The organism is Geodermatophilus sp. SYSU D00779 (assembly GCF_054050595.1).
Window position 1 is genome coordinate 1 of the sequence record NZ_JBJGZQ010000028.1, and the last position, 24281, is coordinate 24281.

The 24281-nt window shown below is 75.2% G+C and carries 21 protein-coding genes, 1 pseudogene and 1 riboswitch; of the genes and pseudogenes, 16 read left to right on the forward strand and 6 right to left on the reverse strand.

Going from position 1 to position 24281, the window contains the following annotated elements:
- Window positions 1–181: 181 nt before the first annotated feature.
- The 3 genes from ACI79G_RS19985 to ACI79G_RS19995 all read right to left on the reverse strand — a co-directional run bounded on the left by ACI79G_RS19985 (window position 182) and on the right by ACI79G_RS19995 (window position 2100).
- Window positions 182–334 carry a hypothetical protein gene (locus ACI79G_RS19985; protein WP_175479654.1) on the reverse strand — a complete coding sequence of 51 codons (153 nt, stop codon included), beginning with the start codon at window positions 332–334 and terminating at the stop codon, window positions 182–184.
- A gap of 224 nt (window positions 335–558) precedes the next feature.
- A complete protein-coding gene (locus tag ACI79G_RS19990) occupies window positions 559–1596 on the reverse strand; it encodes an alpha/beta fold hydrolase (protein WP_456882815.1) in 1038 nt (345 codons plus the stop codon).
- Window positions 1597–1671: 75 nt separating this feature from the next.
- Window positions 1672–2100: a MarR family winged helix-turn-helix transcriptional regulator gene (locus ACI79G_RS19995; protein ID WP_456882816.1), complete on the reverse strand. Its 429-nt coding sequence runs from the start codon at window positions 2098–2100 to the stop codon at window positions 1672–1674.
- 136 nt (window positions 2101–2236) lie between these two features.
- Here ACI79G_RS19995 and ACI79G_RS20000 point away from each other — a divergent pair, with 136 nt between their 5' ends.
- The 7 genes and pseudogenes from ACI79G_RS20000 to ACI79G_RS20030 all read left to right on the forward strand — a co-directional run bounded on the left by ACI79G_RS20000 (window position 2237) and on the right by ACI79G_RS20030 (window position 8725).
- Window positions 2237–3295: a substrate-binding domain-containing protein gene (locus tag ACI79G_RS20000; protein WP_456882817.1), complete on the forward strand. Its 1059-nt coding sequence runs from the start codon at window positions 2237–2239 to the stop codon at window positions 3293–3295.
- Window positions 3296–3370: 75 nt separating this feature from the next.
- Window positions 3371–3700 carry a zinc ribbon domain-containing protein gene (locus tag ACI79G_RS20005; protein WP_456882818.1) on the forward strand — a complete coding sequence of 110 codons (330 nt, stop codon included), beginning with the start codon at window positions 3371–3373 and terminating at the stop codon, window positions 3698–3700.
- 41 nt (window positions 3701–3741) lie between these two features.
- A pseudogene (locus ACI79G_RS20010) lies at window positions 3742–4050 on the forward strand (AmiS/UreI family transporter); the annotation flags it as partial.
- 70 nt (window positions 4051–4120) lie between these two features.
- Window positions 4121–5368: a formamidase gene (fmdA, locus tag ACI79G_RS20015; protein WP_456882819.1), complete on the forward strand. Its 1248-nt coding sequence runs from the start codon at window positions 4121–4123 to the stop codon at window positions 5366–5368.
- A 71-nt stretch (window positions 5369–5439) separates the two neighbouring features.
- Window positions 5440–6594: an MFS transporter gene (locus ACI79G_RS20020; protein WP_456882820.1), complete on the forward strand. Its 1155-nt coding sequence runs from the start codon at window positions 5440–5442 to the stop codon at window positions 6592–6594.
- 141 nt (window positions 6595–6735) lie between these two features.
- A riboswitch (cyclic di-AMP (ydaO/yuaA leader) is annotated at window positions 6736–6888 on the forward strand.
- Window positions 6889–7176: 288 nt separating this feature from the next.
- The gene (locus ACI79G_RS20025) at window positions 7177–8052 is read left to right on the forward strand and encodes a hypothetical protein (protein WP_456882821.1); all 876 of its coding nucleotides are present in this window, start codon (window positions 7177–7179) and stop codon (window positions 8050–8052) included.
- 40 nt (window positions 8053–8092) lie between these two features.
- The gene (locus tag ACI79G_RS20030; RefSeq protein ID WP_456882822.1) at window positions 8093–8725 is read left to right on the forward strand and encodes a class I SAM-dependent methyltransferase; all 633 of its coding nucleotides are present in this window, start codon (window positions 8093–8095) and stop codon (window positions 8723–8725) included.
- Window positions 8726–8744: 19 nt separating this feature from the next.
- Here ACI79G_RS20030 and phaZ read toward each other — a convergent pair whose 3' ends face one another.
- The 3 genes from phaZ to ACI79G_RS20045 form a co-directional block, all read right to left on the reverse strand.
- The gene (phaZ, locus tag ACI79G_RS20035) at window positions 8745–9989 is read right to left on the reverse strand and encodes a polyhydroxyalkanoate depolymerase (RefSeq protein ID WP_456882823.1); all 1245 of its coding nucleotides are present in this window, start codon (window positions 9987–9989) and stop codon (window positions 8745–8747) included.
- A gap of 184 nt (window positions 9990–10173) precedes the next feature.
- Window positions 10174–11778 carry an acyl-CoA synthetase gene (locus ACI79G_RS20040; RefSeq protein WP_456882824.1) on the reverse strand — a complete coding sequence of 535 codons (1605 nt, stop codon included), beginning with the start codon at window positions 11776–11778 and terminating at the stop codon, window positions 10174–10176.
- Between the two features lie 102 nt (window positions 11779–11880).
- Complete coding sequence (locus ACI79G_RS20045; protein WP_456882825.1) at window positions 11881–12696, reverse strand: alpha/beta fold hydrolase; 816 nt, start codon at window positions 12694–12696, stop codon at window positions 11881–11883.
- 268 nt (window positions 12697–12964) lie between these two features.
- Between ACI79G_RS20045 and ACI79G_RS20050 the strand changes: the two genes are divergently transcribed.
- The 9 genes from ACI79G_RS20050 (at window position 12965) to ACI79G_RS20090 (ending at window position 24244) form a co-directional block, all read left to right on the forward strand.
- Window positions 12965–14668 carry an AMP-binding protein gene (locus tag ACI79G_RS20050; RefSeq protein WP_456882826.1) on the forward strand — a complete coding sequence of 568 codons (1704 nt, stop codon included), beginning with the start codon at window positions 12965–12967 and terminating at the stop codon, window positions 14666–14668.
- 22 nt (window positions 14669–14690) lie between these two features.
- On the forward strand, window positions 14691–15830 hold the full coding sequence (locus ACI79G_RS20055; RefSeq protein ID WP_456882827.1) for an acyl-CoA dehydrogenase family protein: 1140 nt from the start codon (window positions 14691–14693) through the stop codon (window positions 15828–15830).
- Between the two features lie 92 nt (window positions 15831–15922).
- Complete coding sequence (locus ACI79G_RS20060; RefSeq protein ID WP_456882828.1) at window positions 15923–18553, forward strand: PEP/pyruvate-binding domain-containing protein; 2631 nt, start codon at window positions 15923–15925, stop codon at window positions 18551–18553.
- Window positions 18554–18789: 236 nt separating this feature from the next.
- Window positions 18790–18957, forward strand: a complete 168-nt coding sequence (locus tag ACI79G_RS20065; protein WP_456882829.1) for a hypothetical protein — start codon at window positions 18790–18792, stop codon at window positions 18955–18957.
- Window positions 18958–19132: 175 nt separating this feature from the next.
- Entirely contained in the window at window positions 19133–19366 is a 234-nt protein-coding gene (locus ACI79G_RS20070) for a hypothetical protein (protein ID WP_456882830.1), read from the forward strand.
- Between the two features lie 127 nt (window positions 19367–19493).
- Window positions 19494–20156, forward strand: coding sequence for an RNA polymerase sigma factor (locus ACI79G_RS20075; RefSeq protein ID WP_456882831.1), 663 nt, complete (start codon window positions 19494–19496; stop codon window positions 20154–20156).
- A gap of 126 nt (window positions 20157–20282) precedes the next feature.
- Entirely contained in the window at window positions 20283–20939 is a 657-nt protein-coding gene (locus tag ACI79G_RS20080; RefSeq protein WP_456882832.1) for a superoxide dismutase family protein, read from the forward strand.
- A gap of 173 nt (window positions 20940–21112) precedes the next feature.
- On the forward strand, window positions 21113–22462 hold the full coding sequence (gene gdhA / locus ACI79G_RS20085) for an NADP-specific glutamate dehydrogenase (protein WP_456882833.1): 1350 nt from the start codon (window positions 21113–21115) through the stop codon (window positions 22460–22462).
- An 87-nt stretch (window positions 22463–22549) separates the two neighbouring features.
- Window positions 22550–24244 carry a PHA/PHB synthase family protein gene (locus ACI79G_RS20090; protein ID WP_456882834.1) on the forward strand — a complete coding sequence of 565 codons (1695 nt, stop codon included), beginning with the start codon at window positions 22550–22552 and terminating at the stop codon, window positions 24242–24244.
- Window positions 24245–24281: the final 37 nt, after the last annotated feature.

Below are 24281 nucleotides of genomic sequence, written 5' to 3' on the forward strand. Positions count from 1 at the left end.
GTTGGTGTGCGTGGGGGGGGTGGGGGGGGGGGGGGGCGGGGGGGGGCGGGCGGGGGGGGGGGGGGGGGCCCCCCCCCCCGCCGCCGTGCGAGGACCCGTGGGCAACGCCGGCTGACGCACCACGGCCCCGTCCGGGGCACCGCCCCGAGCCTGCGAGGGGCGGGGAGGACCGGGTCCGCTCTCAGAGCAGCTCGTCGAGGTCGTCCGGGCCCGGGCCGGTGCCGCCGGAGTCGCGCAGCGGCGAGGTGTCGGGCAGGTCGTCCTCGGGCGGCTCGGGCGCGACCGGACCCTCCGAGTACAGGGTGCTCGGGTCCCGCGGGTCCATCTCGCTCATGCCGACTCAGGTGCCCCGGGGAGCCGCGGGGAACCGTCCGCGGACAGCCCTGCTCCCGCGCGGCGCTCGCTGTCCACGGTCAGACGTCCTAGACATCTGTTGCGGACCTGTTCCGTTCCCCGCATGCTGTCCCCGGCGGGGCCCCGGGGCAGAACCTGGGTGAGCTCCGCCGCCAGCTCCCCGCCGCCTCCCGGGCCGCGGGTGCGGACCGCGCGGGGAAGCGGTCAGACGGGACGGTGGAGCAGCTCCTTCAGCGTCCGGTCGACGTAGGCGTTGTCGGCGGCGTTCATCCCGAGGCCGGCGAAGTGCCCCCAGATCGTGTCGATGACCCGGACCTCGCCCTGCTCGATGAACTGCGAGGCCCACTGCTCGTCCTCGGGCGGGAAGTACAGGTCGGTCCGGGCGGGCATGGCCACCACCGGGCAGCGGATGGAGCGCAGCGCCGCCTCGGTGTCCCCGTCGAAGCCCGGGGTCCGGCCGACGTCGCCGTGCTCCCAGGTCCAGAGCATCGCCAGCAGGTTGTTCGGGTCCCGGTCCTCGTCGAGCCAGAAGCCCTCCCAGAACCCCACCAGGAAGTCCTCGAGCGAGGAGTAGCCCATGGTCCGGTACTCGCGCTCCCAGTAGAACGCCTGCGACAGGCCCCACCCGGCGTAGATCCGGGCGAAGGCCCGCATGCCGGCGGTGGGGCGCGCGTCGGGGGAGTACTCGCCGCCCCGGAACGCCGGGTCCAGCGTCAGCGTGGCCCGCAGGCTCTTCAGGAAGACCTGGTTGTGCTCGCTGGTGCGGCTGGAGCCGACGATCGGGGCGGCCCGCTTCACCATCTCGGGGTGACTGACCGCCCACTGGTAGGTCTGGCCGGCACCCATGGAGGAGCCGAGCACGAGCTCGATCGACTCGATGCCCCACTGCCGCGTCAGCAGCCGGTGCTGGGCCTCGACCTGGTCGGCGAAGGTGACGCGGGGGAAGTGGGGGCCGTCGAACGGGGGAGGGGTGGTGCTCGGGGAGGTCGACAGGCCGTTGTTGAGCTGGTTCGGGACGACGATGAAGTACCGCTCGGGGTCACAGGCCAGGCCCGGGCCGATCGACCACTCGTTGGCGTCGTGCCAGGCGCTGAACCAGGTGGGGTGCAGGATCACGTTGGACCGCTCGGCGTCCAGGGTCCCGTAGGTCTTGTAGGCCAGCTGCGCGCCCCGCAGCGTCGCACCGCTCTGCAGCGGCAGGTCGCCGAGGTCGAACAGCTCGTGGTCCGTCGGAGCCGGCACGGCGGGTTCCTCTCAGCCGGGAGGCCGGCCAGCCTGCTCGCCGGGCTGTGCCCAGCGCAACCCCGAACGCCGGGGTCAGGGGGTCGCCAGCCGCTCCAGCAGCCGGCGCAGGGTGTGCGCCTCGGTCGAGGACAGCGCGGCCAGGCCGTCGCGCTCGGCCTCGGCGATCCGCGGGGCCAGCGACCGGCACAACACCCGGCCGCGTTCGGCGGCGTGCACGACGACACGGCGACGGTCGGTCGCGTCGACGTTGCGGTAGAGCAGGGAGCGCTCCACCAGCCGGTCCACGATCCGGGTCACGGTGGGCCCGGAGATGCGGGTGCGGCCGCTCAGGTCGCTCATGGACAGCGGGCCGCCCTCGGTCAGGGTGTGCAGCACCCGCCACTGGTCCAGGGTGAGGTCGCTCCCGACGAGGATCTCCTCGACGCGGGAGGTCAGGCCGGAGGTCACCTGCCGTAGCAGGTCGACGTGGGGCAGTGACCCCCCCGACGCCTCCTGCCGCATGCTCGCCTCTCCCTCGCCCAGGACCCTTCCCATGGCCGGGGCCGGTCAGCATAGTGGGGCCCGACTCGGGCCGATTCTCGCAGAGGTCCGGGACGTCCCGCCCCAACGACCACGCACTCCACGCCCGGGGGGATCGATGCGTCGTCGATCCGCAGAGGTCGCGCGGGTCGGGCTGGTCGTGCCCCTGCAGGGTCCCGCGGGCCTCTTCGGACCGTCCTGCGAGGCGGTCGCCGCGACGGCGGTGCGGAGCCTCAACGACGCCGGCGTCCTCGGCCGGCAGCTGGCCGTCGAGGTCATCGACGGAGGCGCGCGCCCGGAGCAGGTGGGCGCCACCGTCGGCCGGTTGATCGACGCCGGGCGGATCGACGCGGTGACCGGCTGGCACATCTCGGCGGTCCGGCACGCCGTGGCCCCCGTGACCGCTGGGCGGATCCCCTACGTCTACACCTCCCTGTACGAGGGCGGGGAGTCCCGGCCGGGCGTCTTCTGCTCCGGTGAGACGCCCGCGCGGCAGATCGCCCCCGCCCTGCGGTGGCTGCGCGACGTGTGCGGCGTGCGGCGGTGGTTCGTGGTGGGCGACGACTACGTCTGGCCCCGTGCCTCGGTCGAGGTCACCCGGGAGTTCGCCCGGCGACTGGACCTGCAGCTGGTCGGGACGGCGTACGTGCCGCTGGGGACCGACGACTTCCGCGGCGTCGTCGAGCGCATCCGCGCCAGTGACGCCCAGGGGGTGCTGCTCTACCTGGTCGGGCAGGACGCGGTCCAGTTCAACCGCGTGTTCGCCGAGCACGGACTGCAGGACGGGCTGCTCCGCTTCACCCCGCTCATGGAGGAGAACATGCTCCTGGCCAGCGGGGCGGAGGCGACGAGGAACCTCTTCGTCTGCGCCTCCTACTTCCGGTCGCTGGCCACGCCGTCGGCGCTGGAGTTCTGCGGCGACTACGTCGACCAGCACGGCCCCGACGCGCCACCCCTGAACAACGCCGCGGAGTCCTGCTGCGAGGGGCTCATGGCCCTGGCGGCCCTCGCCCGGCGGGCCGGCAGCCTCGACGTCCACCGGATGGTCGCCGTCGCCGACGGGCTCGGGTACGACGGGCCGCGCGGCCCGGTGTCCTTCACCGGCAACCACCTCCGGCAGCGGGTCCACCTCGCCGTGGCCGACGGCTACGACTTCGACGTCCTCGCCACGCTGTAGCGGAGGCCGCCCCCCGCCACCTCTTGACACTCCCTTTCACCTGAATAAGTTGCGAGTGAAAGGAAGTGAGGAGCCATGGCCACGTACGTGTTCCGGTGCCCCGAGTGCTCGGTGTTCGAGGTGGTGATCCCGATGTCCTCGCTGCGTCCGACACACCCCTGCCCGACCTGCGCGGGGGAGTCCCGCCGGGTGTGGACCGCGCCCGCGCTGGCGACGACACCCGCCGCACTGCACCGCGCGATCGCGACCGCCGACGCCAGCGCCGAGGCGCCGCAGGTGGTCCGGTCGATCCCCGCAGGCAGGCCCCGGCCGCGGAGCCGCCGGTGGAGTCCCGTCACCGGCGCCGCCCCCGTCAACGCGGCACACCGCCCTGCGAGCCCGCACCCCGCACTGCCGCGCTGGTGACCCGCGGGCGCCGTCGGCCCGCTCCACGTCGCTGCCGTCTGGTGGTCGACGGCGTCATGCTGCTGGGCCACGTGAGCCCTGCCGGCGCCGCACCGCTGGACCTCTTCGTCGGCGGGCTCCGGGTGGTCACGCCGACCCACCCCAGCATCGCCGCGGACGGCGACCGGGCGCAGATCGCGCTCGCCGCCGGGCTCTCCTACGTCGGCCCCACCCACCCGTGGGTGGGGATCAACGGCATCACCGGCCGGCCGGGCGAGGGGCTCGGCCGGTTCTCCCTGGTCGTGGCCGCTGCCGCCGTGGGGTTCGCCGCCCACTCCTGGCCGGCGGTCGGTGACCGGACCTCCGCCGTCACCTGGCTGCTGTCCGCCCGCCCCCACCCAGCCCGGTGCCGCACCGGGCGCCCAGTGAGAGGAAACCGCCATGCCCGAGGTCATGTTCACCGTCGACCAGAGCAGGTCCATGCGGGACCAGGCCGTCCCCGGCCACAACCGCTGGCACCCGGACATCCCGCCGGCGGTCACCGTCCGACCGGGGCAGGACTTCCGGGTCGAGTGCCGGGAGTGGACCGACGGCCAGATCGGCAACAACGACTCGGCCAACGACGTCCGGGACGTCGACCTCTCGCACGCCCACATGCTCTCCGGGCCGATCGCCGTGGAGGGGGCCGAGCCGGGTGACCTGCTGGTCGTCGACATCCTCGACCTCGGGCCGGTGCCGCAGGCCCAGGGGCCCAACTGCGGGGAGGGCTGGGGGTACTCCGGCATCTTCGCCAAGGTCAACGGCGGGGGCTTCCTCACCGACTACTTCCCGGACGCCTACAAGGCCATCTGGGACTTCCGCGGGCAGAAGTGCACGTCCCGCCACGTCCCCGGGGTCGAGTACACCGGCATCACCCACCCCGGCCTGTTCGGGACCGCGCCGTCGGCGGACCTGCTGGCCCGCTGGAACGCCCGCGAGCGGGCGCTGATCGCCACCGACCCCGACCGCGTCCCACCGCTCGGGCTGCCGCCGCTGCCGGACAACGTCCTGGGCGGCACGGCCACCGGCGACCTGCTCGAGGCGATCGGCCGGGACGGCGCCCGCACCGTCCCGGCGCGGGAGAACGGCGGCAACCACGACATCAAGAACTTCACCCGCGGCAGCCGGGTGTTCTACCCGGTGTACGTCGACGGCGGGCTGCTCTCCGGCGGGGACCTGCACTTCAGCCAGGGGGACGGCGAGATCAACTTCTGCGGCGCCATCGAGATGGGCGGCTTCATCGACTTCTCCGTCGACCTCATCAAGGGCGGCATGGAGACCTACGGCGTCACCACGAACCCGATCTTCATGCCCGGCCGGGTCGAGCCGCGCTACTCGGAGTTCCTGACGTTCATCGGTGTCTCGGTCGACCACCGCGACGACACGAACGCCTACATGGACGCGACGCTGGCCTACCGCAACGCCTGCCTGAACGCCATCCGCTACCTGGAGAAGTGGGGCTACACCGGTGAGCAGGCCTACCTCATCCTCGGCACCTCGCCGATCGAGGGCCGGATCGGCGGTGTGGTGGACATCCCCAACGCCTGCTGCTCGGTGTTCCTGCCGACGGAGATCTTCGACGAGGACATCCGGCCCGGCGGCCAGGGCCCGCAGCGCAGGGACCGCGGGCAGGTCTGCGTCACCTCCTGACCGCGTCACCTCCTGACCGAGGTGCTGCGGCCGGGCGCGGGCGGACGACGGTCCGCCCGCGCCGCCGCGCCGTGACCCGGGTCCCCGCCGGCGGGCCGGGGGTCGTCCGCCTGGTCGCCGCAGGCGTGGTGGCCAACCTCGCGGTCGGCACGCTGTTCGCCTGGAGCCTCGTGGCGCCCCGGGTGGTGGCCGACGTCGGGGCTCCGCCGGGGAGCGGCCCGGCGGTGTTCGCCCTCGCCCTCGGCGTGTTCACCGTCGTCCTGCTCGCCGTGGGGCGCCTGCTGGCGCGGCTGGGACCGCGCCGACTGCTCGCCGCGGCCGCTCTCGCCGCCGGGGCGGGGCTGGGGCTGACCGCCGCGGGGGAGGAGCCCGGGACGCCGTGGTTGGGGATCGGCCTGCTGTTCGGCGCGGCCAACGGGTCGGCCTACGGCGTCGCGGTCGCCCTCGCCGCCCGGGTCCCCGCTGCGCGCCGTGGCACGGCCAGCGGTCTGGTGGTCGGCGCGTACGCGGCCGGGCCGGTGGTGCTCGGCCTGGTGTCCCCGCACGTCCTGCCGGTGGTCGGCTGGCGGACCTGCCTGGCCGTCCTCGCCGTGCTCGTCGCCGGTCTGGTGGGTCTCGCCGCCGCCCTCGCCCCCGGCGGTGCGGGGGACCAGCAGCGCCACGACTGCGTCGAGGAGCCGGTGCCCTGGACGACGGTGGGAGCCCTGTGGGTCCTCTTCGCCGGAGGTGCCGCGCCCGGTCTGGTCGTCTTCGCCGCCGCCGCGCCCCTGGCCGCCGCCCGGGGCCTGGCGCCCGGAGCCGTGGGAGCGGCCGTCTCCCTGCTGGCCGCCGGCAACCTGGCCGGCCGGCTGGGTGCCGGGTGGTGGTCGGACCGCGTCGGACGCCTCCCCGCCCTGGCGACCGCGCTCGCGGCCACCGCCGTCGCGGTCGCCGGGCTGGCCGTGGAGGCCGCACCCGGCGTCGTCCTGACCGGCCTGCTCGTCGTCGGACTGGCGTACGGCGCGGTCTCCGCGCTGGTCCCGGCGGCGACGGCGGACCGGGTCGGCGTCCGCGCCTTCCCGGCGGTGTACGGCCGGGTCTTCACCGCGTGGGGGTGTGCCGGTCTGCTCGCGCCCCTCCTCGGCAGGGGGCTGACCGACGTCGGCGGTCCGCAGGCCGCACTGCTCTGGCTCACCGTCCCGCTCGCCCTCGCGGCGGCCGCGCTGGCCGTCCTCGCCCGGAGGTGACCCCTACACCCTCCGGCCGTCGAACCCGGGGTGCGCGACGCGCATCACCTCACGAAAACGGGCCCGCGGATTGTCACAGTTGCATAACGCCGTTACGGTCGACAGGTCCGGTCGGTCGTTCCGCCTCCCAACGGGGGGCCCGAGCGGACGCCGCCGAGTCGCCTTCCGGGGCGAGCCGGGGACCCACCGCAGTACTGGGGTGAATCCCGCTCCTGGACGCACGTCCGGGGCCGGGTAGGGCTGCTTCCCGCCCGAACCCGTCAGCTAACTCGGTAGGCGGCAGTCGGAAGAAACGGAGAGCCGCCGGATGGCGTGCGCCTGCCCCGCTGCACCACCCCGCCGGCTCCGGTCCCGGGGGCGCTCCCGCACCTGACCGCCCGCGGCCGTCCGCAGCGGACGTCGCCCGCGCAGGCCCACCGGAGCCCCGAGCACCTCGGCTCGACCGGCACCCCGCCGTCCCCCTTCCGGTGCGCCCGCCTCGGCACTCGCCGCACGGCCGCGACCCCCTGCCGTCCGCACGCCTCCGCAGACCCGCGCGCCCACGCGCGCCGCTGCGCCCGCACCCCGGAGAACCCCATCCCCATGGACCCCCGCACCACCACCTCTGGCCGCCCCTCCCCTCGCCGCCCCGCCCGCGCACGCCGCCGTCCCGCCCTGTACCTGGGGATGGCCACCGCCGGCGCCGTCCTGGCCGGCGTCGTCGTCGGCCCCGAGCCGGCCGCGCAGGCCGAGGCCGCCCCGCCGGAGACCGTCAGCGTCGCCCGGGAGCTCGGGCTGACCGCCGGCTCCGGCCCCGTCGACGTCGCCACCGAGCTGCAGCCGCTGCAGGACCTCGCCGCCACCCGCAGCACCCGCGAGGCCGCCGAGACCGCCGCCCAGCAGGTCCAGGCCGCCGCCGACCAGGCGGTGCTCGACCGGCAGCGGGCCGAGGCCGAGGCCGCCGCGAAGGCGAAGGCCGAGGCGGAGGCCGCCGCGAAGGCGCAGGCCGAGGCCGCGGCGGCCGCGCAGGCCGCCGCCGGTCCCGCCCCGGCGCAGGCGGGTGCGGCAGCTCCCGCGGCGGCCGCGCCCCGGGCCTCGGCCGCCGCGGCCGGCACGGTCGCGCGCATCAGCAACACCGCCGGTCCCGTCGCCGCGGTGGTGCAGGCCGCGGCGAACCGGGTGGTCAGCAACGTGCCCGGCGCCGACTCGATCACCCTGGGCGGCACCCGCCCGAGCGCGGCCGACCCGGGCGGCCACCCGTCCGGCCTGGCTCTGGACTACATGGTGCTGTCCGACGCCGCCCTCGGGGACGCGATCGTCGCGTACCACATCGCCCACTGGGACGAGCTCGGCGTCGACTACGTCATCTGGCAGCAGCGGATGCTGTCCTCGCCCAACGGCTCCTGGAAGGCGATGGCGGACCGCGGTGGCGCGACGGCGAACCACATGGACCACCCGCACGTGAACTACCGGGGCTGACCTGCGGTTGCCCACCGCGCCGGCGGGGCAGGACGGCACGATGGGCACCAGCTCCTCCCGTCCCGTCCCGCCGACCCTCGTCGACGCCAACCGGCTGTGGGTCGACTCGCGCGTCCGTGCGCTGGTCCAGCGCCGCGTCGAGGCGCCGGTCCTGCTCCGGCTGGGCGGGCCGGTGCCCGGCGGCCGGGTCCTCGAGCTCGGCACCGGGCGGCGCGGCACCGGGCTGCGCCTGGCGCTGGAGGTCTTCGGCGCCGCACACGCCGACGGCGTCGAGCGGTACGAGACGAGCGTCGCGGCGTGCCGGGAGGCGGTCCGTGACCTGAGCGGCCGGGTCGACGTGCAGTGCGGCGACGCGACGGCGCTGACCGCGCAGGACGGGGCCTACGACGCGGTCTTCGGCTACCACGTCCTGCACCACGCCGACGCCTGGCGGGACGTCGTCCGGGAAGCGGCGCGGGTGCTGCGGCCCGGCGGGCGCCTCTACTCCTGCGAGATGACCGCGCGTTTCGTGGACAGCCGCCCGCTGCGGGCGGTCTCCCGCCACCCCGCCGACGGCGACCGGCCCACCCCGGACGGCCTGGCCGCCGCGTGCCGGGCGGCGGGGCTGACCGTGACCGCGCAGGACACCCGGCTCGCCGGCTGCTGGACGGCGCTCGTCGCGACCCGGCCCTGAGCCGGCCGCCCGCCGGACGTCAGAAGAGCGGGGCGACCGTCCGCTCGGTGTCGTGCTCGGCGATGAAGGCGCGGACGACCGGGTAGATCTCGGACTCCCAGCGCGAGCCGGCGAACACGCCGTAGTGGCCCACGCCCGGCTGCAGGTGGTGCCGCCGCCGCTCGGGCGGGAGCCCGGTGCACAGCGCGTGCGCGGCCTCGGTCTGCCCGGGCGAGCACATGTCGTCCTGGGCGCCCTCGACGGTGAGCAGCGCGGTCTCCTCGATGAGCGAGGGGTCCACGCGCCGGCCGCGCCACGTCAGGACGCCGCGGGGCAGGTCGTGCGCCATGAAGACCCGATCCAGCGTCTCCAGGTAGAACTCCGCGGGCACGTCCATCACCGCGCCGTACTCGTCGTAGAAGGCGCGGGTGGCGGCCGCGGTCGCCTCGTCGCCGGCCACCATGGCGCGGTACATCCCCAGGTGGGCGCCGAGGTGCCGCCGCGGGTTCATCGACATGAAGGCCGTGAGCTGGGCGACCCCGGGGTAGACCCGCCGTCCGGCGCCCGGGTACCGGGCCGGGACGGTCGTGGTCAGCAGCCGCTCGTACCGGGACAGCGGGACGCGGCCGGCGCCGGCGTTGACCCGGTTGGGGTTGACCCGGGTGTCGATCGGGCCGGCGATCAGCGTGAGGCTGCGCGGCTGGGCGGGGTCGTCGTCGGCGGCCAGCAGGGCGACGGCGGCGAGCACGAGCGGCGCGGGCTGGCACACGGCCAGGACGTGGGTGTCCCGGCCCAGGTGCCGCACGGCCTGCAGGACGTGGTCCACGTACTCGTCCAGCCCGAACCGGCCGGCGCCCACCGGGACGTCGCGGGCGTTGTGCCAGTCGACGACGAACACGTCGTGGTCGGCCAGCAGGGTGCGCACCGTGGGGCGCAGCAGCGTCGCGAAGTGCCCGGAGATCGGCCCCACGACCAGCACCTGCGGCTGGCCGGCGATGTCGGGCTTGGAGAAGTGCAGGACGTCGGCGAACGGCGTCGACAGCACCGGCTCCACGACCACCTCGGCGGACCGCCCGTCGACGTCCACCGTGTCGATGCCCCAGTCGGGACGGACGTGCGTGGGGTGCGCGTCGGCGACCACCCGGCAGGCCGCCCGCAGCCGGCGGGTCCCGGGCAGCCCGGCCAGCGGCGCGGGCAGCGACTCCAGGGCACGGGCGGTCAGCGCCGACGTCGTCCGGGCCGGGGCGGTCAGCCGCCGCTGCCACTCGTACGCGGTGTAGAGCACGGGTGTCCGCCCTTCGGAGCTCCTGCTGTGTGGCCGGTGCCACACGCTGCCGACGCTAACCGACGGTCCCGGGGAGGGCCCGTCGGGACGCGCGGGGTCGGTCAGCCGGCGACGACACCGGTCGGCTTCCGCGCCCCGGTCCGCTCCTCGCTCGCTGGCGCTCGCTGCGATGCTCCCGCGGCTGTCAGCCGACGAGGTCCGCGTACGCCGTGCGCAGCTCGCGCTTGAGGATCTTGCCGCTGGCGTTCTTGGGCAGGCCGTCGGCGACGGCCACGTACCGGGGCGTCTTGTAACCGGCGAGCCGCTCGCGGCAGAACGCCACCAGCTGGTCGGGGTCGACCGGCTGCCCGTCCCGGGGGACGACGACCGCGGCGACGGCTTCGATCCAGCGCGGGTGGGGGATGCCGAAGACGGCGACCTCCGCGACGGCGGGGTGCTGGTAGAGGACCTCCTCCACCTCGCGGCTGGCCACGTTCTCCCCGCCGGTCTTGATCACGTCCTTCTTGCGGTCGACGATCGTGATGTAGCCGTCCTCGTCGGCCACGCCGAGGTCGCCGCTGTGGAACCAGCCGTTGCGGAACGCCTCGGCCGTCTTCTCCGGGTCGTTCCAGTAGCCGGCGGTGGCGTGCGGGCTGCGGTGCACGATCTCGCCCTCGACGCCCGGGCCCACCGGGTCGTCGGCGTCGTCCACGATCCGGGTCTCGCTGTTGACGACCGCCGTGCCGGCCGACCCGGGCTTGCGCAGCTGGTCCTCGGGGGAGAGCACGAGGGCCACCGCGGACATCTCGGTCTGGCCGTAGAAGTTGAACAGCGCCATGTCGGGCAGCCGGGTGCGGAGCTCCTCGACGATGGAGACCGGCATGATCGACGCGCCGTAGTAGCCGGTGGCCAGCGACGAGAGGTCGCGGCGGTCGAAGTCGGGGTGCCGCAGCAGCCCGATCCACACCGTCGGCGGGCAGAACAGGCTGGTGATCCGCTCCCGCTCGACCGTCTCGAGCACGGTGGCCGGGTCCGGCCCGTCCAGGACGACGTTCGTCCCGCCCAGGTAGAGGTTCGGCATCAGGAAGCAGTGCTGGGCGGCGACGTGGAACAGCGGCAGCGCGTGCAGGGCGACGTCCCCCGCGGTGTAGCGCCCGTCGACGATGCAGCTGACGTACTGGGCGATGAGGCTGCGGCTGGTCATCATCACGCCCTTGGGCCGCGACTCGGTGCCGCTGGTGTACATCAGCTGGAGCACGTCGTCGTCGGCGACGTCCACCTGCGGTGGGGTGGCGTCGCCGTGCGCGGTCCAGGTCTCGACCGCCTCCCAGCCCTCCGGGAGGCTGGGGGAGGGCTGGGAGGCGGTGGAGCCCAGGACGCCGCGGACCCGGACCGACTGCGCGCGCCCGGACTGCTCGATCGCCTCCTGCGCCACCGGCAGCAGCGCGGACTCGGCGACGACGCCGATCGCCGCGGAGTGCTCGAGGATGTAGGCCACCTCCCCGGCCCGGAGCATGAAGTTCACCGGGACGGCGATCGCACCCAACCGCGCGAGCGCGAAGGTCAGCACCACGTACCCGTCGTCGTTGTGGGACAGCAGCGCGACCCGGTCGCCCTTGGCCACGCCCCGTTCGGCCAGGGCGTTGGCCGTGCGGTCGGCCGCCGCGTCCAGCTCGGCGTAGGTGTGGGAGCGGTCCCGGAAACGCAGGGCGGTCCTGCCCGGCACCCGGGCCGCGGAGCGGCGCAGCAGGTCGCCGAGGGCGTGCCGGCGGGCGCGGGTGATCGTCGTGGTCAGCGCGTCGTCGAACACGGGGGCCTCCCGGTGGCCGGCAGCGGTCGGGGTCGGTGGAGCCCGGGTCGGTGGACCGGACTGCACACGAGTACCACGGGATGCCGGGGACGGGCCCCGGTGCTACCGCCCGGAGTGCGCGCCGACCCGCTCCTGGGGGCCCCGGACGTCCTGCTCGCACAGGAAGTCCTCGACCAGCGCGCAGCCGTGCTCCGGGTCCTCGAACAGGAACAGGTGGCCGCCGTCGACCATCTCCAGCCGGGCGTGCGGCAGGGCGGCCGCCAGGATGTCGGCGTTGCGCGGCCGCGCCAGCGGGTCCCGCCGCGCGCCGATGACCAGGGTCGGGTGGTCCAGCTGGCGCAGCCACCACCGGCTCGACCAGCCGGAGACGGCGTGCAGCTGCTGCGTGTAGCCGACGAGGCTGGGCGGCCGGTGCAGCCGGGCCCGGCCGTGGAGCGAGTCGGCAGCCGCCCGCGGGCTGGTGCCGAACACCAGCGGCGCGGTCAGCCGCAGGTAGGTGCGCGAGTAGTAGCGCGCCGGCGAGCTCATCAGCGCCAGGACCCAGGGGAACGGCGGCTGACCGCCCACGCCCGGCGTCGTGGCGGCGAGTACGAGGGCCCGCACGCGCTCCGGCGCCTGGTGGGCCAGCTGCTGGGCCAGCGCGCCGCCCCACGAGTAGCCCAGGACGTCGACCCGGTCCAGCCCCAGGGCGTCGAGCACCTGCGTCACCAGCTGCGCGTAGCCGCGCATCCGCAGGCCCACCCGCAGCGCGGGGGACTCGCCCGTCCCCGGCACATCCAGCATGACCAGCCGGCGCCCGGTCAGGTGGCGCGCGGCGGGCTCCCACATCTCGATGTTGGCGCCGATGCCGGTGAGCAGCAGCAGCGGCGGCCCCTCACCGGCGACCGCGACCCGCACCGTGGCCGAGTCCGTGCGCACCGTCGAGTAGACGGGGGACCATGCCGTGCTGGCTGCGCCTGCGTCTGCGCCGTCCCGGGACACCCGGGGGACGATACGCAGCACCTCCGGGAGCCGCTCGCGCGCCGGGCCCACCGCCGCCGTCGCGCCGTCGTCCACCCGGGCCTCCGGCCGTCGTCCTCGCGCCGGCGGCGAGGGCCGCAGCCTGCCGACACCCCGTACGGAGGTGGTGACCTGCGCCACCATGGACGACGCTGACCGCACCCGACCACGCAGAGGGAGGACCCCGATGGACGTCGCCGAGGCCTACCGGGCCAGCCGGGACCAACTGCTGGCGCTGCGCGGCCGGCACGAGACGGCGGTCGCCGAGTTCCGCTGGCCCGAGCTGGGGGAGCGGTTCAACTGGGCGGTCGACTGGTTCGACGCCGTCGCGCGGGGCAACGACCGCCCCGCCCTGGTCCTGGTCGCCGAGGACGGGACGACGACGCGGCGCTCCTTCGACGAGATGGCGCGGCGTTCCGACCAGCTGGCCGCCTGGCTGGCCGGCCGCGGCGTGCGCAGGGGCGACCCGGTGCTGCTCATGCTCGGCAACCAGGTCGAGCTGTGGGAGTCGATGCTGGCCGTCATGAAGCTCGGCGCGGTGATCATGCCGACCACCACGGCGGTCGGCCCCGCCGACCTGGTCGACCGGATCACCCGCGGCGGGGCGCGGCACGTCGTCTGCAACGCCGTCGACGTCGGGAAGTTCGACCGGGTCCCCGGCGACTACACGCGGATCAGCGTGGGGCCGGCCGAGGGCTGGGCCGACCTGCGGGCGGCCGCCGACCTCGGGTCCGCGCCGGTCGGGCACCCGGGCACCGCACCCGGCGACCCGCTGCTGCTGTACTTCACCTCGGGGACGACGTCGCGGCCCAAGCTGGTCGAGCACACGCAGGTCTCCTACCCGGTCGGGCACCTGTCGACGGTGTACTGGCTGGGCCTGCAGCCCGGCGACGTGCACCTCAACATCTCCTCGCCCGGCTGGGCCAAGCACGCCTGGTCCTGCTTCTTCGCCCCGTGGATCGCCGAGGCGACGGTCGTCGTGCACGACTACCGCCGCTTCGACCCGACCACGCTGCTGCGGCTGGTCCGCGAGCACGGCGTGACCACCTTCTGCGCACCCCCCACGGTCTGGCGGATGCTCGTCAACGCCGACCTCTCCGGCGGGCCCGGCGCGCTGCGGGAGGTCCTCGCCGCCGGCGAGCCGCTCAACCCCGAGGTCATCGAGCAGGTCCGCCGCGCCTGGGGGCTGACCGTCCGCGACGGCTACGGCCAGACCGAGACGACCGCGCAGGTCGGCAACACCCCCGGCTCGGAGGTCAGGCCCGGCTCCATGGGCCGCCCGCTGCCCGGGGTGCCGGTGGTGCTGGTCGACCCGGTCGGCGGCCGTCGCGTCGAGGGGCCGGGGGAGGGGGAGATCTGCCTGGACCTCTCGCAGCACCCGCTCCCGCTGATGACCGGCTACCAGGGTGACCCGGAGCGCGACGCCGAGGCCAAGGCCGGTGGCTACTACCACACCGGGGACGTCGCCAGCGTCGACGCCGACGGCTACATCACCTACATCGGGCGTACCGACGACGTCTTCAAGGCCAGCGACTACAAGATCAGCCCGTTCGAGCTGGAGTCGGTCCTCATCGAGCACCCGGCCGTCGCCGAGGCCGCCGTCGTCCCCGCGCCCGACGCCCTGCGGCTGGCCGTGCCCAAGGCGTACGTCACGCTGGCACCGGGGCACGAGCCGACCGAGGAGACGGCGCTGTCGGTGCTGCGGTACGCCCGCGAGCGGCTCAACCCCTACCAGCGGGTGCGGCGCATCGAGTTCGCGGAGTTGCCCAAGACCATCTCGGGGAAGATCCGGCGGGTGGAGCTGCGCGCCCGCGAGGAGGAGCTCGCCACCGCCGACACGCGCTCGGGCGTCGAGTGGCGCGACGACCAGTTCCCCGAGCTCAAGAGCTGAACCGACCCGGGAGGGACCCGCTGTGACCGTCGACCGCCTGCTGCCCAGCGAGGAGGCCGAGGATCTGCTCGCCCTCGTCCGCGAGGTCGCGGACAAGGAGCTGGCGACCCGCGTGGACGAGCACGAGCGGGCCGAGGCCTATCCCGAGGGGCTGTTCGCGACCCTCGGCGGGCTCGGCCTGCTCGGCCTGCCCTACCCGGAGGAGCTCGGCGGGGGAGGACAGCCCCACGAGGTCTACCTGCAGGTCCTCGAGGAGCTCGGCGCGCGGTGGGCGGCCGTGGCCGTGGCCGTGTCGGTGCACGGGTTGTCCTGCCACCCGCTGGCCACCTTCGGCACCGACGAGCAGCGGGAGCGCTGGCTGCCCCGGATGCTCGCCGGTGAGCTCGTCGGCGGCTACTCGCTGTCCGAGCCGCAGGCCGGGTCGGACGCCGCGGCGCTGGCCTGCCGGGCGGAGCGGACCGACGGCGGCTACCGGGTGACGGGCACCAAGTCGTGGATCACCCACGGCGGGAAGGCCGACTTCTACGCGCTGTTCGCGCGCACCGGCGAGGGCTCCCGCGGCATCTCCTGCTTCCTGGCCCCCGGGCAGGTCGACGGCCTGTCCTTCGGCCGGCCCGAGGAGAAGATGGGCCTGCACGCCATCCCGACCACGATGGCCAACTGGGACGGCGCGCTGCTCGAGGCCGACCGGCTCATCGGGGCCGAGGGGCAGGGGCTGCCCATCGCGTTCTCCGCGCTGGACTCCGGGCGCCTCGGCATCGCCGCGGTCGCCACCGGCCTGGCGCAGGCGGCCCTGGACACCGCGGTCGACTACGCGCACCAGCGCAGCACCTTCGGTCGCCGGATCATCGACCACCAGGGGCTGGGTTTCCTGCTCGCCGACATGGCCGCCGCCGTCGACGCCGCGCGGGCCACCTACCTCGACGCCGCCCGCCGCCGCGACGCCGGGCACCCGTACAGCCGGCAGGCGTCGGTGGCCAAGCTGGTGGCCACCGACGCGGCGATGAAGGTGACCACCGACGCCGTGCAGGTGCTCGGCGGCTACGGCTACACCCGCGACTTCCCGGTCGAGCGGTACATGCGCGAGGCCAAGGTCATGCAGATCTTCGAGGGCACCAACCAGATCCAGCGCCTGGTCATCAGCCGCCAGCTCGCCCGCTGACCGCTCGGTGGTGGGGCTCCCAAGGGCGTGGACACCGGCGGCGCCGAGGACGACGGTGGTGGTCCGCGGCTGATCCCGAGGGGGCCTTCGCCATGGACACCGCAGCGCAGCCGACCGCGACCGACTCCGGCCGGCACCCCGTCGTCGTCCCGCTCCGGGACCTCGACGCGGGCGACCTGGCCCTGGCCGGCGGCAAGGCGGCCAACCTCGGCGAGCTGATCGGCGCCGGCTTCCCGGTCCCCGACGGCTTCTGCGTCACCACGGACGCCTACGCCGAACTGGCCGAGGCCGCCGGGCTCGCCGACCTGCTCGACGCTCCCGCGACCGACCTCGCCCGGACGGTCCGGGAGCGGGTCCTGGCCGCCCCCGTGCCCGCGCACGTGGCCCAGGCGGTCGCGGCCGCGTACGCGGAGCTGGGGGAGTCGGCACCGGTGGCCGTCCGGTCCTCGGCCACGGCCGAGGACCTGCCGTTCGCCAGCTTCGCCGGACAGCAGGACACCTACCTGGACGTCGTCGGGACCGACGCGGTCCTCGACGCGGTGCACCGGTGCTGGGCCTCGCTGTGGACCGACCGCGCCGTCGTGTACCGAGCGCGGAACGGCATCGACTCCGCGACGACCCGGCTGGCCGTCGTGGTGCAGCGGATGGTCCCGGCGTCGGTGGCGGGGGTGATGTTCACGGCCAACCCGGTGACCGGACGGCGGACCGAGACGGTCGTCGACGCCGCGCCCGGCCTGGGGGAGGCGGTGGTCAGCGGCTCGGTCGACCCGGACCACGTCGTGCTGGACAGCGGCACCGGCGCCGTGCTGGAGCGGCGGCTGGGCGGCGGCCGGGAGGCGTGCCTGACCGACGGGCAGCTGCGGGAGCTGGTCCGGCTCGGCGCGCGGGTGCAGGAGCACTTCGGGCGGCCGCAGGACACCGAGTGGGCGATCGACGCGGCGGGCACGCTCTGGCTCACCCAGGCCCGCCCCGTGACGACGCTGTTCCCGGTCCCGCAGGCCGGCACGGCCGACGGCGGCCTGCGGGTCTGGTTCTGCGCCAGTCTCGCCCAGGGCCTGACCCGGCCGCTGACCCCGATGGGGATCTCGGTGTTCCAGGCGGTCGGGGCATCGGTCCAGCGCCTCGCCGGCCGTCCGCCGGTCGATCCGGTGGCCGGCTCACCGCGCGTGCGCGCCGCCGCGGGGCGGCTGTTCTTCGACGTCACGCCGATCGTGCGCAGCACGGCCGGGCGGGCGGTCTTCCCGCGGCTGCTCGACGTCATGGAGGCGCGGTCGGCCGTCGTCCTGCGGGGTCTGTTCGACGACCCGCGGCTGTCGCTCGTGCACCGGTCGTGGCTGCCGGTGGTGCGGCGGCTGGCCTGGGTGGCGGCGCGGTACGGCGTCCCGCTGCAGGTGGCGCAGGCGCTGGTCCGGCCGGCGGCCGCCCGCCGCAGGGTCGACCGCGTCGGGGCGCGGCTGCGGGCCCGGCGCCTGCCGGGGGACGACGCACCCGCGGACGAGCGGCTCGACGCCGTCCTCGGCCTGCTGGGCAACGCGGTGCCCACGGTCGTGCCCCGGGTGATGCCGCCGGTCGCCGCCGGGTTCGCGGCGTTCGGGCTGGCCGGGAGGCTGCTGGGGGACGCCGCGCAGCCCGGGGACCTCGGGACGGTGCTGCGCGGGCTGCCGCACAACGTCACGACGGAGATGGACCTCGACCTGTGGCGGCTGGCGACCGCGGTGCGCGCGGACGAGCCGAGCGCGGAGGCCGTGCGCGGCGGGACGCCGGCGGAGCTCGCCGAGCGGTACCGGTCCGACGCGCTGCCCGCCGTCCTGCAGCGAGGGCTGCGGCTCTTCCTGGCCCGCTACGGGATCCGGGCCGTGGCCGAGATCGACGTCGGCGTGCCCCGCTGGGCGGAGGACCCGGCCCACCTGCTCGGCGTGCTCGGCAACTACCTGCGGCTCGACGACCCGGAACGCGCGCCGGACGCCGTGTTCGCCCGGTCCCGAGCGGAGGCCGAGGACGTGGTGGCGACGCTGACCGCCCGCGCCCGGCTGCGGGGGCGGGCGCGCGGCGCCGTCGTCGGGTTCGCGCTCGACCGGACCCGGCAGCTCGCCGGCCTGCGCGAGCTGCCCAAGTACGACCTCGTGCTGGTGCTGGGCCGGGTGCGCACCCTGCTGGCGTCGATCGGGGCGGACCTCGCCTCCCGTGGGGTGCTCGCCCGGGCGGACGACGTGTTCTTCCTGGACCTGGGGGAGGTGCGGGTCGCGCTGGACGACGGCCGGCCGCTGCAGGACGTGGTCACCGAGCGGCGGGAGTCCCACGAGCGGGAGACGGGGCGGCGGCACGTGCCGCGCGTCCTGCTGAGCGACGGCACCGAGCCCGAGGCGGTGTCGGCCGGCCCGGCGGTGGCGGAGGGTGCCCTCCTGGGCACCGCGGCGTCGGCGGGGACGGTGACCGGCCGGGCGCGCGTGGTGCTGGAGCCGACCGGGGCGCAGCTGCAGCCCGGAGAGGTGCTCGTCGCGCCGTCCACCGACCCCGGGTGGACGCCGCTGTTCCTCACCGCCGGCGGGCTGGTCATGGAGATGGGCGGGGCCAACTCCCACGGGGCCGTCGTCGCCCGCGAGTACGGCATCCCGGCGGTGGTCGGCGTCCCCGGTGCGACGAGCCGTGTGGAGACCGGCCAGGAGGTCACCGTGGACGGCACGCGCGGGGTGGTGGTCCCCACAGGGGCGTCTCCGAGCTGAGCCGAACCGGGTGTGCCCCGACCCCGGACCGCGAACGCCCGGACACCTGCGAGGAGACCTCCGAGCTCCCCGAGGAGCCACCTGACCCGATGCCCTCGGGGCAGCCGCTCCAGCGCCACGGTGGTGCTCACCCGTGGGCCCAGCACCCGCTCCAGCGCGAGGTGGATCAGTTCCCACCCGTGAGTTCGACGGGGGACAGCCCCACCAGCAGGACAGGGGGACCCACGGCCCTGCCGGTGGAGCAGGCGCATGCCGCGCAGGACCTGACGCGGGCCGCCGCGGAGCGGCCGGCCGACTGGCGGCGCGGCGCCGCGCACCAGGCGTCCCGCGCCGCCGCCCACCGCCTCGCCGGCGCCCTCGTGCAGCGCCGCGAGCGGTTGCTCACGGCGCTGATTCGGCGCTGAGCCGGGGACCCCACCCCCGGTGTCGAGCGGGGGAGGACCCCACGCGAGAAACGGGGGATCCGCTCGCCGGATCCGGGGGTCTGCTCGCTCGTCCCGCCGCTCACCGGAGGACAGCCTGTTCGTCATCGGGAGAGCCACCGGCGGCTCGGGCCCGGCTCGTGGAGAGGAGAGGGCGATGTCCGCCTCCGCCACCACCACCTTCACCGCCCGCCCCGTGCACACCGGCCCCCGGCCTTGCGGCAAGCACACGGCTTGCCGCTGGCTGGCCTACTGCGACGACTGCACCGCCTGGCACCGCGGCCGCCAGATCGCCGCCCGCGAGGCCGCCCGCACCCGCACCGCCCCCGTCCTGACGCTGGTCCGCTCGACCGACCGCCGTCCGGCCCGCCTGCTGCGCCTCGCCGCCTGACCCGACCGGCGGCGCACCGCTCCCGCCGGCCTCCGGCTCGGACCGATCCGGGCCCGCCCGCCGGCCACGGGTCTGCCCCACCCGATCAGCCGCGCCGGAGCCCGGCGTCGGCGAGACGAGGAACGACATGACCACCGACCTGCGCCAGTCCACCCGCCGGTGGGTCGCCTCCCCCGCCGGGGGGTGCGTCACCGTCCTCCACCGGGATGCGTCCGAGGACCGGGTCCTCGCCGACCTCGTCCAGCGCGCCGCGGACGGGAACCAGGAAGCGTGGCGGGCCATCGTCGAGCGGTACAGCGCCCTGCTGTGGTCGGTGGTCCGGAGCCACCGGTTGTCGGACGCCCAGGCGGCCGACGCCGTCCAGGCCACCTGGCTGAAGCTCCTGGAGAACATCCGGACGATCAGGGAGCCAGCGCGACTGGCCGGATGGCTGCGCACCACCGTCCGCCGCGAGTGCCTCGAGACGCTGCGCCGAACCGGCCGCGAGCGTCCGTCGGACCCGCACTCCGAGGAGCCCGTCGCCGCGGCGGCACCGGACCTGGTCGACGGCGACCCCGAGGGCTCCGCGCTGCGCCGCGAGCGGGTGGACCTGGTCCGCGCGGCCGTGGCGGGCATGCCGGAGCGCTCGCAGCGACTGCTCGAACTGCTCGTCGCCTCCCCGCCGCTGCGGTACGAGGAGATCGGTGCGCGGCTCGGCATGCCGGTCGGCAGCATCGGCCCGACCCGGGCGCGGCTGCTGGCCCGGCTGCGCGCGACCCTCGCCGCGGCCGACCTCTGCGATGCCGCCTGACCCTCCGCCGCGCCGGACCGGGCCCGATGACGCGCCGCGCGCTTCCGGGGCCGGTGACCAGGGGCCTGGCCTCCGGACGTCGCTTTGGAGGACCCTGGCCGCCCGGCTGATCCCAGGGAGGACCCGATGCGCCGACCGATCGCCACCTCCTTCCTGTCCGCGTGCGCGCTCACCGCCGTCCTGGGCGGCTGTGCGGCCGGTGGCGACGAGGCGTCGTCCCCACCGGCTGCGGACTCGGCGGCGGCCGGGTCCGGCGCGGCGGCCGGGTCCCCGCCGGCCGGGGACGGCGGCGCGGAACTGACGGCCCGGCTGGTCGACCCCGAGGGCGCGGAGGTGGGCGTCGCGACCCTGACCGAGGCCGAGGGCGGCATGCAGGTCGACGTCCGGGTCACCGGCCTGCCGCCGGGGTTCCACGGCTTCCACGTGCACGCCGTCGGCCGCTGCGAACCGGACAGCCCCAGCCCGGCCGACCCCTCGATGACGGGCGACTTCCTCTCGGCCGGCGGGCACATCGGTGCCGGCGAGGCTGATCACGGGGAGCACGCCGGTGACCTGCCCCTGCTGTACGTGACCGAGGCCGGCACCGGGAGGCTCACGACCGTCACCGGCGCGCTGACCCGTGCTCGGCTCACCGACGAGGACGGCAGCGCGGTCGTGGTGCACGCCGGCCGGGACAACTACGCGAACGTCCCCGAGCGCTACGCAGCCGGCGGCCCCGACGAGATGACGCGGAACACCGGCGACGCCGGAGGCCGCATCGCCTGCGGAGCCGTCGAGGGCTGATCCGCCCGCGTCCCGGGGCGGTCGGACCGCGGTCCGGCAGCAGGGTCCCCGCCGCCCCGCCGCGTGGTGCCCCCCGACCACCGCGCAGCCCCGCGGACGATCCGGTTCCATGGGACTCGTACCGTCGTCCGGGGCCGCTCGGGAGAGGCCGGGCGCGGAGGGATCGGAGAACAGTGAACGCAGACGTGCCACCGGTCGTGGAGCAGATCTACGACGACGTCCTCCGCCGCAACCCGGGTGAGGTCGAGTTCCACCAGGCCGTCCGCGAGGTGCTCGAGTCCCTCGCCGTCGTCCTGACCCGGCACTCCGAGTACACCGAGATGAAGACCGTCGAGCGGATCTGCGAGCCCGAGCGGCAGATCATCTTCCGCGTGCCGTGGCAGGACGACCGCGGCGAGGTGCACATCAACCGCGGCTTCCGGGTGGAGTTCAACTCCGCGCTGGGCCCCTACAAGGGCGGCCTGCGCTTCCACCCGTCGGTCAACCTGAGCATCATCAAGTTCCTCGGCTTCGAGCAGGTCTTCAAGAACGCCCTCACCGGGATGCCGATCGGCGGCGGCAAGGGCGGCTCCGACTTCGACCCCAAGGGCCGCTCCGACGCCGAGGTCATGCGGTTCTGCCAGTCGTTCATGACCGAGCTCTACCGCCACCTGGGCGAGTACACCGACGTGCCGGCCGGCGACATCGGCGTCGGCAGCCGCGAGATCGGCTACCTGTTCGGCCAGTACAAGCGGATCACCAACCGCTACGAGTCCGGCGTGCTCACCGGCAAGGGTCTCGGCTGGGGCGGCTCGCTGGTGCGCACCGAGGCGACCGGCTACGGCGCGGCGTTCTTCGCCGACGAGATGCTGAAGGCACGCGGCGAGTCCTTCGACGGGCGGCGGGTCGTCGTCTCGGGGTCGGGCAACGTGGCCGTCTACGGCGTCGAGAAGGTGCACCAGCTCGGCGGGACGGCGGTCGCCTGCTCGGACTCCAGCGGCTACGTCGTCGACGAGAAGGGCATCGACCTCGACGTCCTCAAGCAGGTCAAGGAGGTCGAGCGCGGCCGCATCGGCGCCTACGCCGACCGGGTCGCCTCGGCGACCTTCGTCGAGGGCGGCAGCATCTGGGACGTCCCGTGCGACCTCGCCATCCCCAGCGCCACGCAGAACGAGCTGGACGGCGACGCCGCGACGACGCTGGCCCGCAACGGCTGCCGGTACGTCGTCGAGGGCGCCAACATGCCGTCGACCCCCGACGCGGTGCGGGTCTTCCGCGAGGCCGGGATCGCCTTCGCCCCGGGCAAGGCCGCCAACGCCGGCGGGGTCGCCACCTCCGCGCTGGAGATGCAGCAGAACGCCTCGCGCGACCGGTGGACCTTCGAGCACACCGAGGCCCGCCTCGAGGAGGTCATGCGCGACATCCACACCCGCTGCCACCAGACGGCCGAGGAGTACGGCTCCCCGGGCGACCTCGTGCTGGGGGCCAACGTGGCGGGGTTCCTGCAGGTCGCGGAGGCGGTGCACGCCCTCGGGCTGGTCTGATCCCCACCCCGGGTGGGGCCCCGCTTTGTGACCGCGGCGGAGCGGTGGCAGTGTCGGGGGGAGAGTCGTCGCAGGAGGGGAGCCGGGATGGCATCGCAGGACGACACGCGCGAGGTGGCAGGGGCGGCCGGGCCGCTCGACCTGCTCCTGACGCAGGCGGCCCAGGGGACGCTGCGGCGGCTGTCCCCGGGCAAGTCCGGGCTCAGGTTCCTGGGCGGGCTGGCGCGCCGGCCGGACCGGGTGGCCGCGCGAGCCCGCTCGCTGGCCGGTCAGCTGGCGCAGATCGCCGTCGGCACCAGCGACGTGGCCCCCTCCAAGCGGGACCGGCGCTTCGCCGACCCGGCGTGGACGGAGAACCCGCTGCTGCGGCGGCTGGTGCAGGCCTACCTCGCCACGGGCGAGACCGCCCTGGGCCTGCTGCACGACGTGCCGCTGGAGTGGAAGGACGCCGAGCGGGTGCGCTTCGCCGGCACCAACCTGGTCGACGCGCTCGCGCCCAGCAACAACCCGCTGATCAGCCCGGTGGCGTGGAAGGCCCTCATCGACACCGCCGGCGCCAACCTCGTGCGGGGGCCGCGGAACCTGGTGCGCGACCTGGCCAGCCCCCCGCGGGTGCCGACGATGGTCGACCCCGACGCCTACGAGGTGGGCCGGGACCTCGCCGTCACCCCCGGCGCGGTGGTGCTGCGCACGCCGGTGTTCGAGCTGATCCAGTACCGGCCGACGACGGAGACCGTCCGCACGGTGCCGGTGCTCATCGTGCCGCCGACGATCAACAAGTACTACGTGCTCGACCTCGCGCCCGGGCGCAGCCTGGTCGAGCACCTCGTCGGCCAGGGCCAGCAGGTGTTCATGGTGTCGTGGCGCAACCCCGACGCCCGGCACCGCGACTGGGGCTTCGACACGTACGCCACGGCCATCCTCGACGCGCTCGACGCGGTCGAGGAGATCAGCGGCGAGGACGCCACCCACCTGATGGGCACGTGCTCGGGCGGCATCCTGGCCAGCATGACCGCCGCCGTCCTGGCCGCGAAGGGGCGGCAGGACCGGCTGGCCAGCCTGAGCCTGCTGGTCACGGTGCTGGACCAGACGCGGGCCGGCCTGCTCGGCGCGACCATGGACCCGGACACCGCCGCGCAGGCCGTCGAGGCCTCGCGGCGCGCCGGCTACCTCGACGGCCGCAAGCTCGCCGAGGTGTTCGCCTGGCTGCGGCCCAACGACCTGATCTGGAACTACTGGGTCAACAACTACCTGCAGGGCAAGCGGCCGCCGAAGTTCGACATCCTGTCCTGGAACTCCGACACCACCCGGATGACCGCCCAGCTGCACGCCGACTTCGTCGACATGGCCGTGGGCAACAAGCTGACCCGCCCCGGCAGCGTGACCCTGCTCGGCACCGAGGTGGACCTCAGCCAGGTCACCGTCGACTCCTACGTGCTGGCCGGGTCCGCCGACCACATCTGCCCGTGGCAGTCGTGCTACCGCAGCAGCCAGCTGCTCGGCGGCAAGATGCGCTTCGTGCTCTCCACGAACGGGCACATCGCGGCGCTGGTGAACCCGCCGGGCAACCCCAAGTCCAGCTACCGGGTCACCGACGACAACTCGGCCGCGGTCGAGGAGTGGAGCGACACCGCCCGCACCGAGAAGGGCTCCTGGTGGCCGGACTACTCCGCGTGGCTCGGGGAGCGCTCCGGGCCGGACAAGCCGGCCCCCGAGCAGCTCGGCAGCGCGCGGTTCCGGGTCCGGGAGGACGCCCCGGGCAGCTACGTCCGGGACAAGTGACACGCGGACCGGCACGCTCCGACGGGAGGCGACTGAC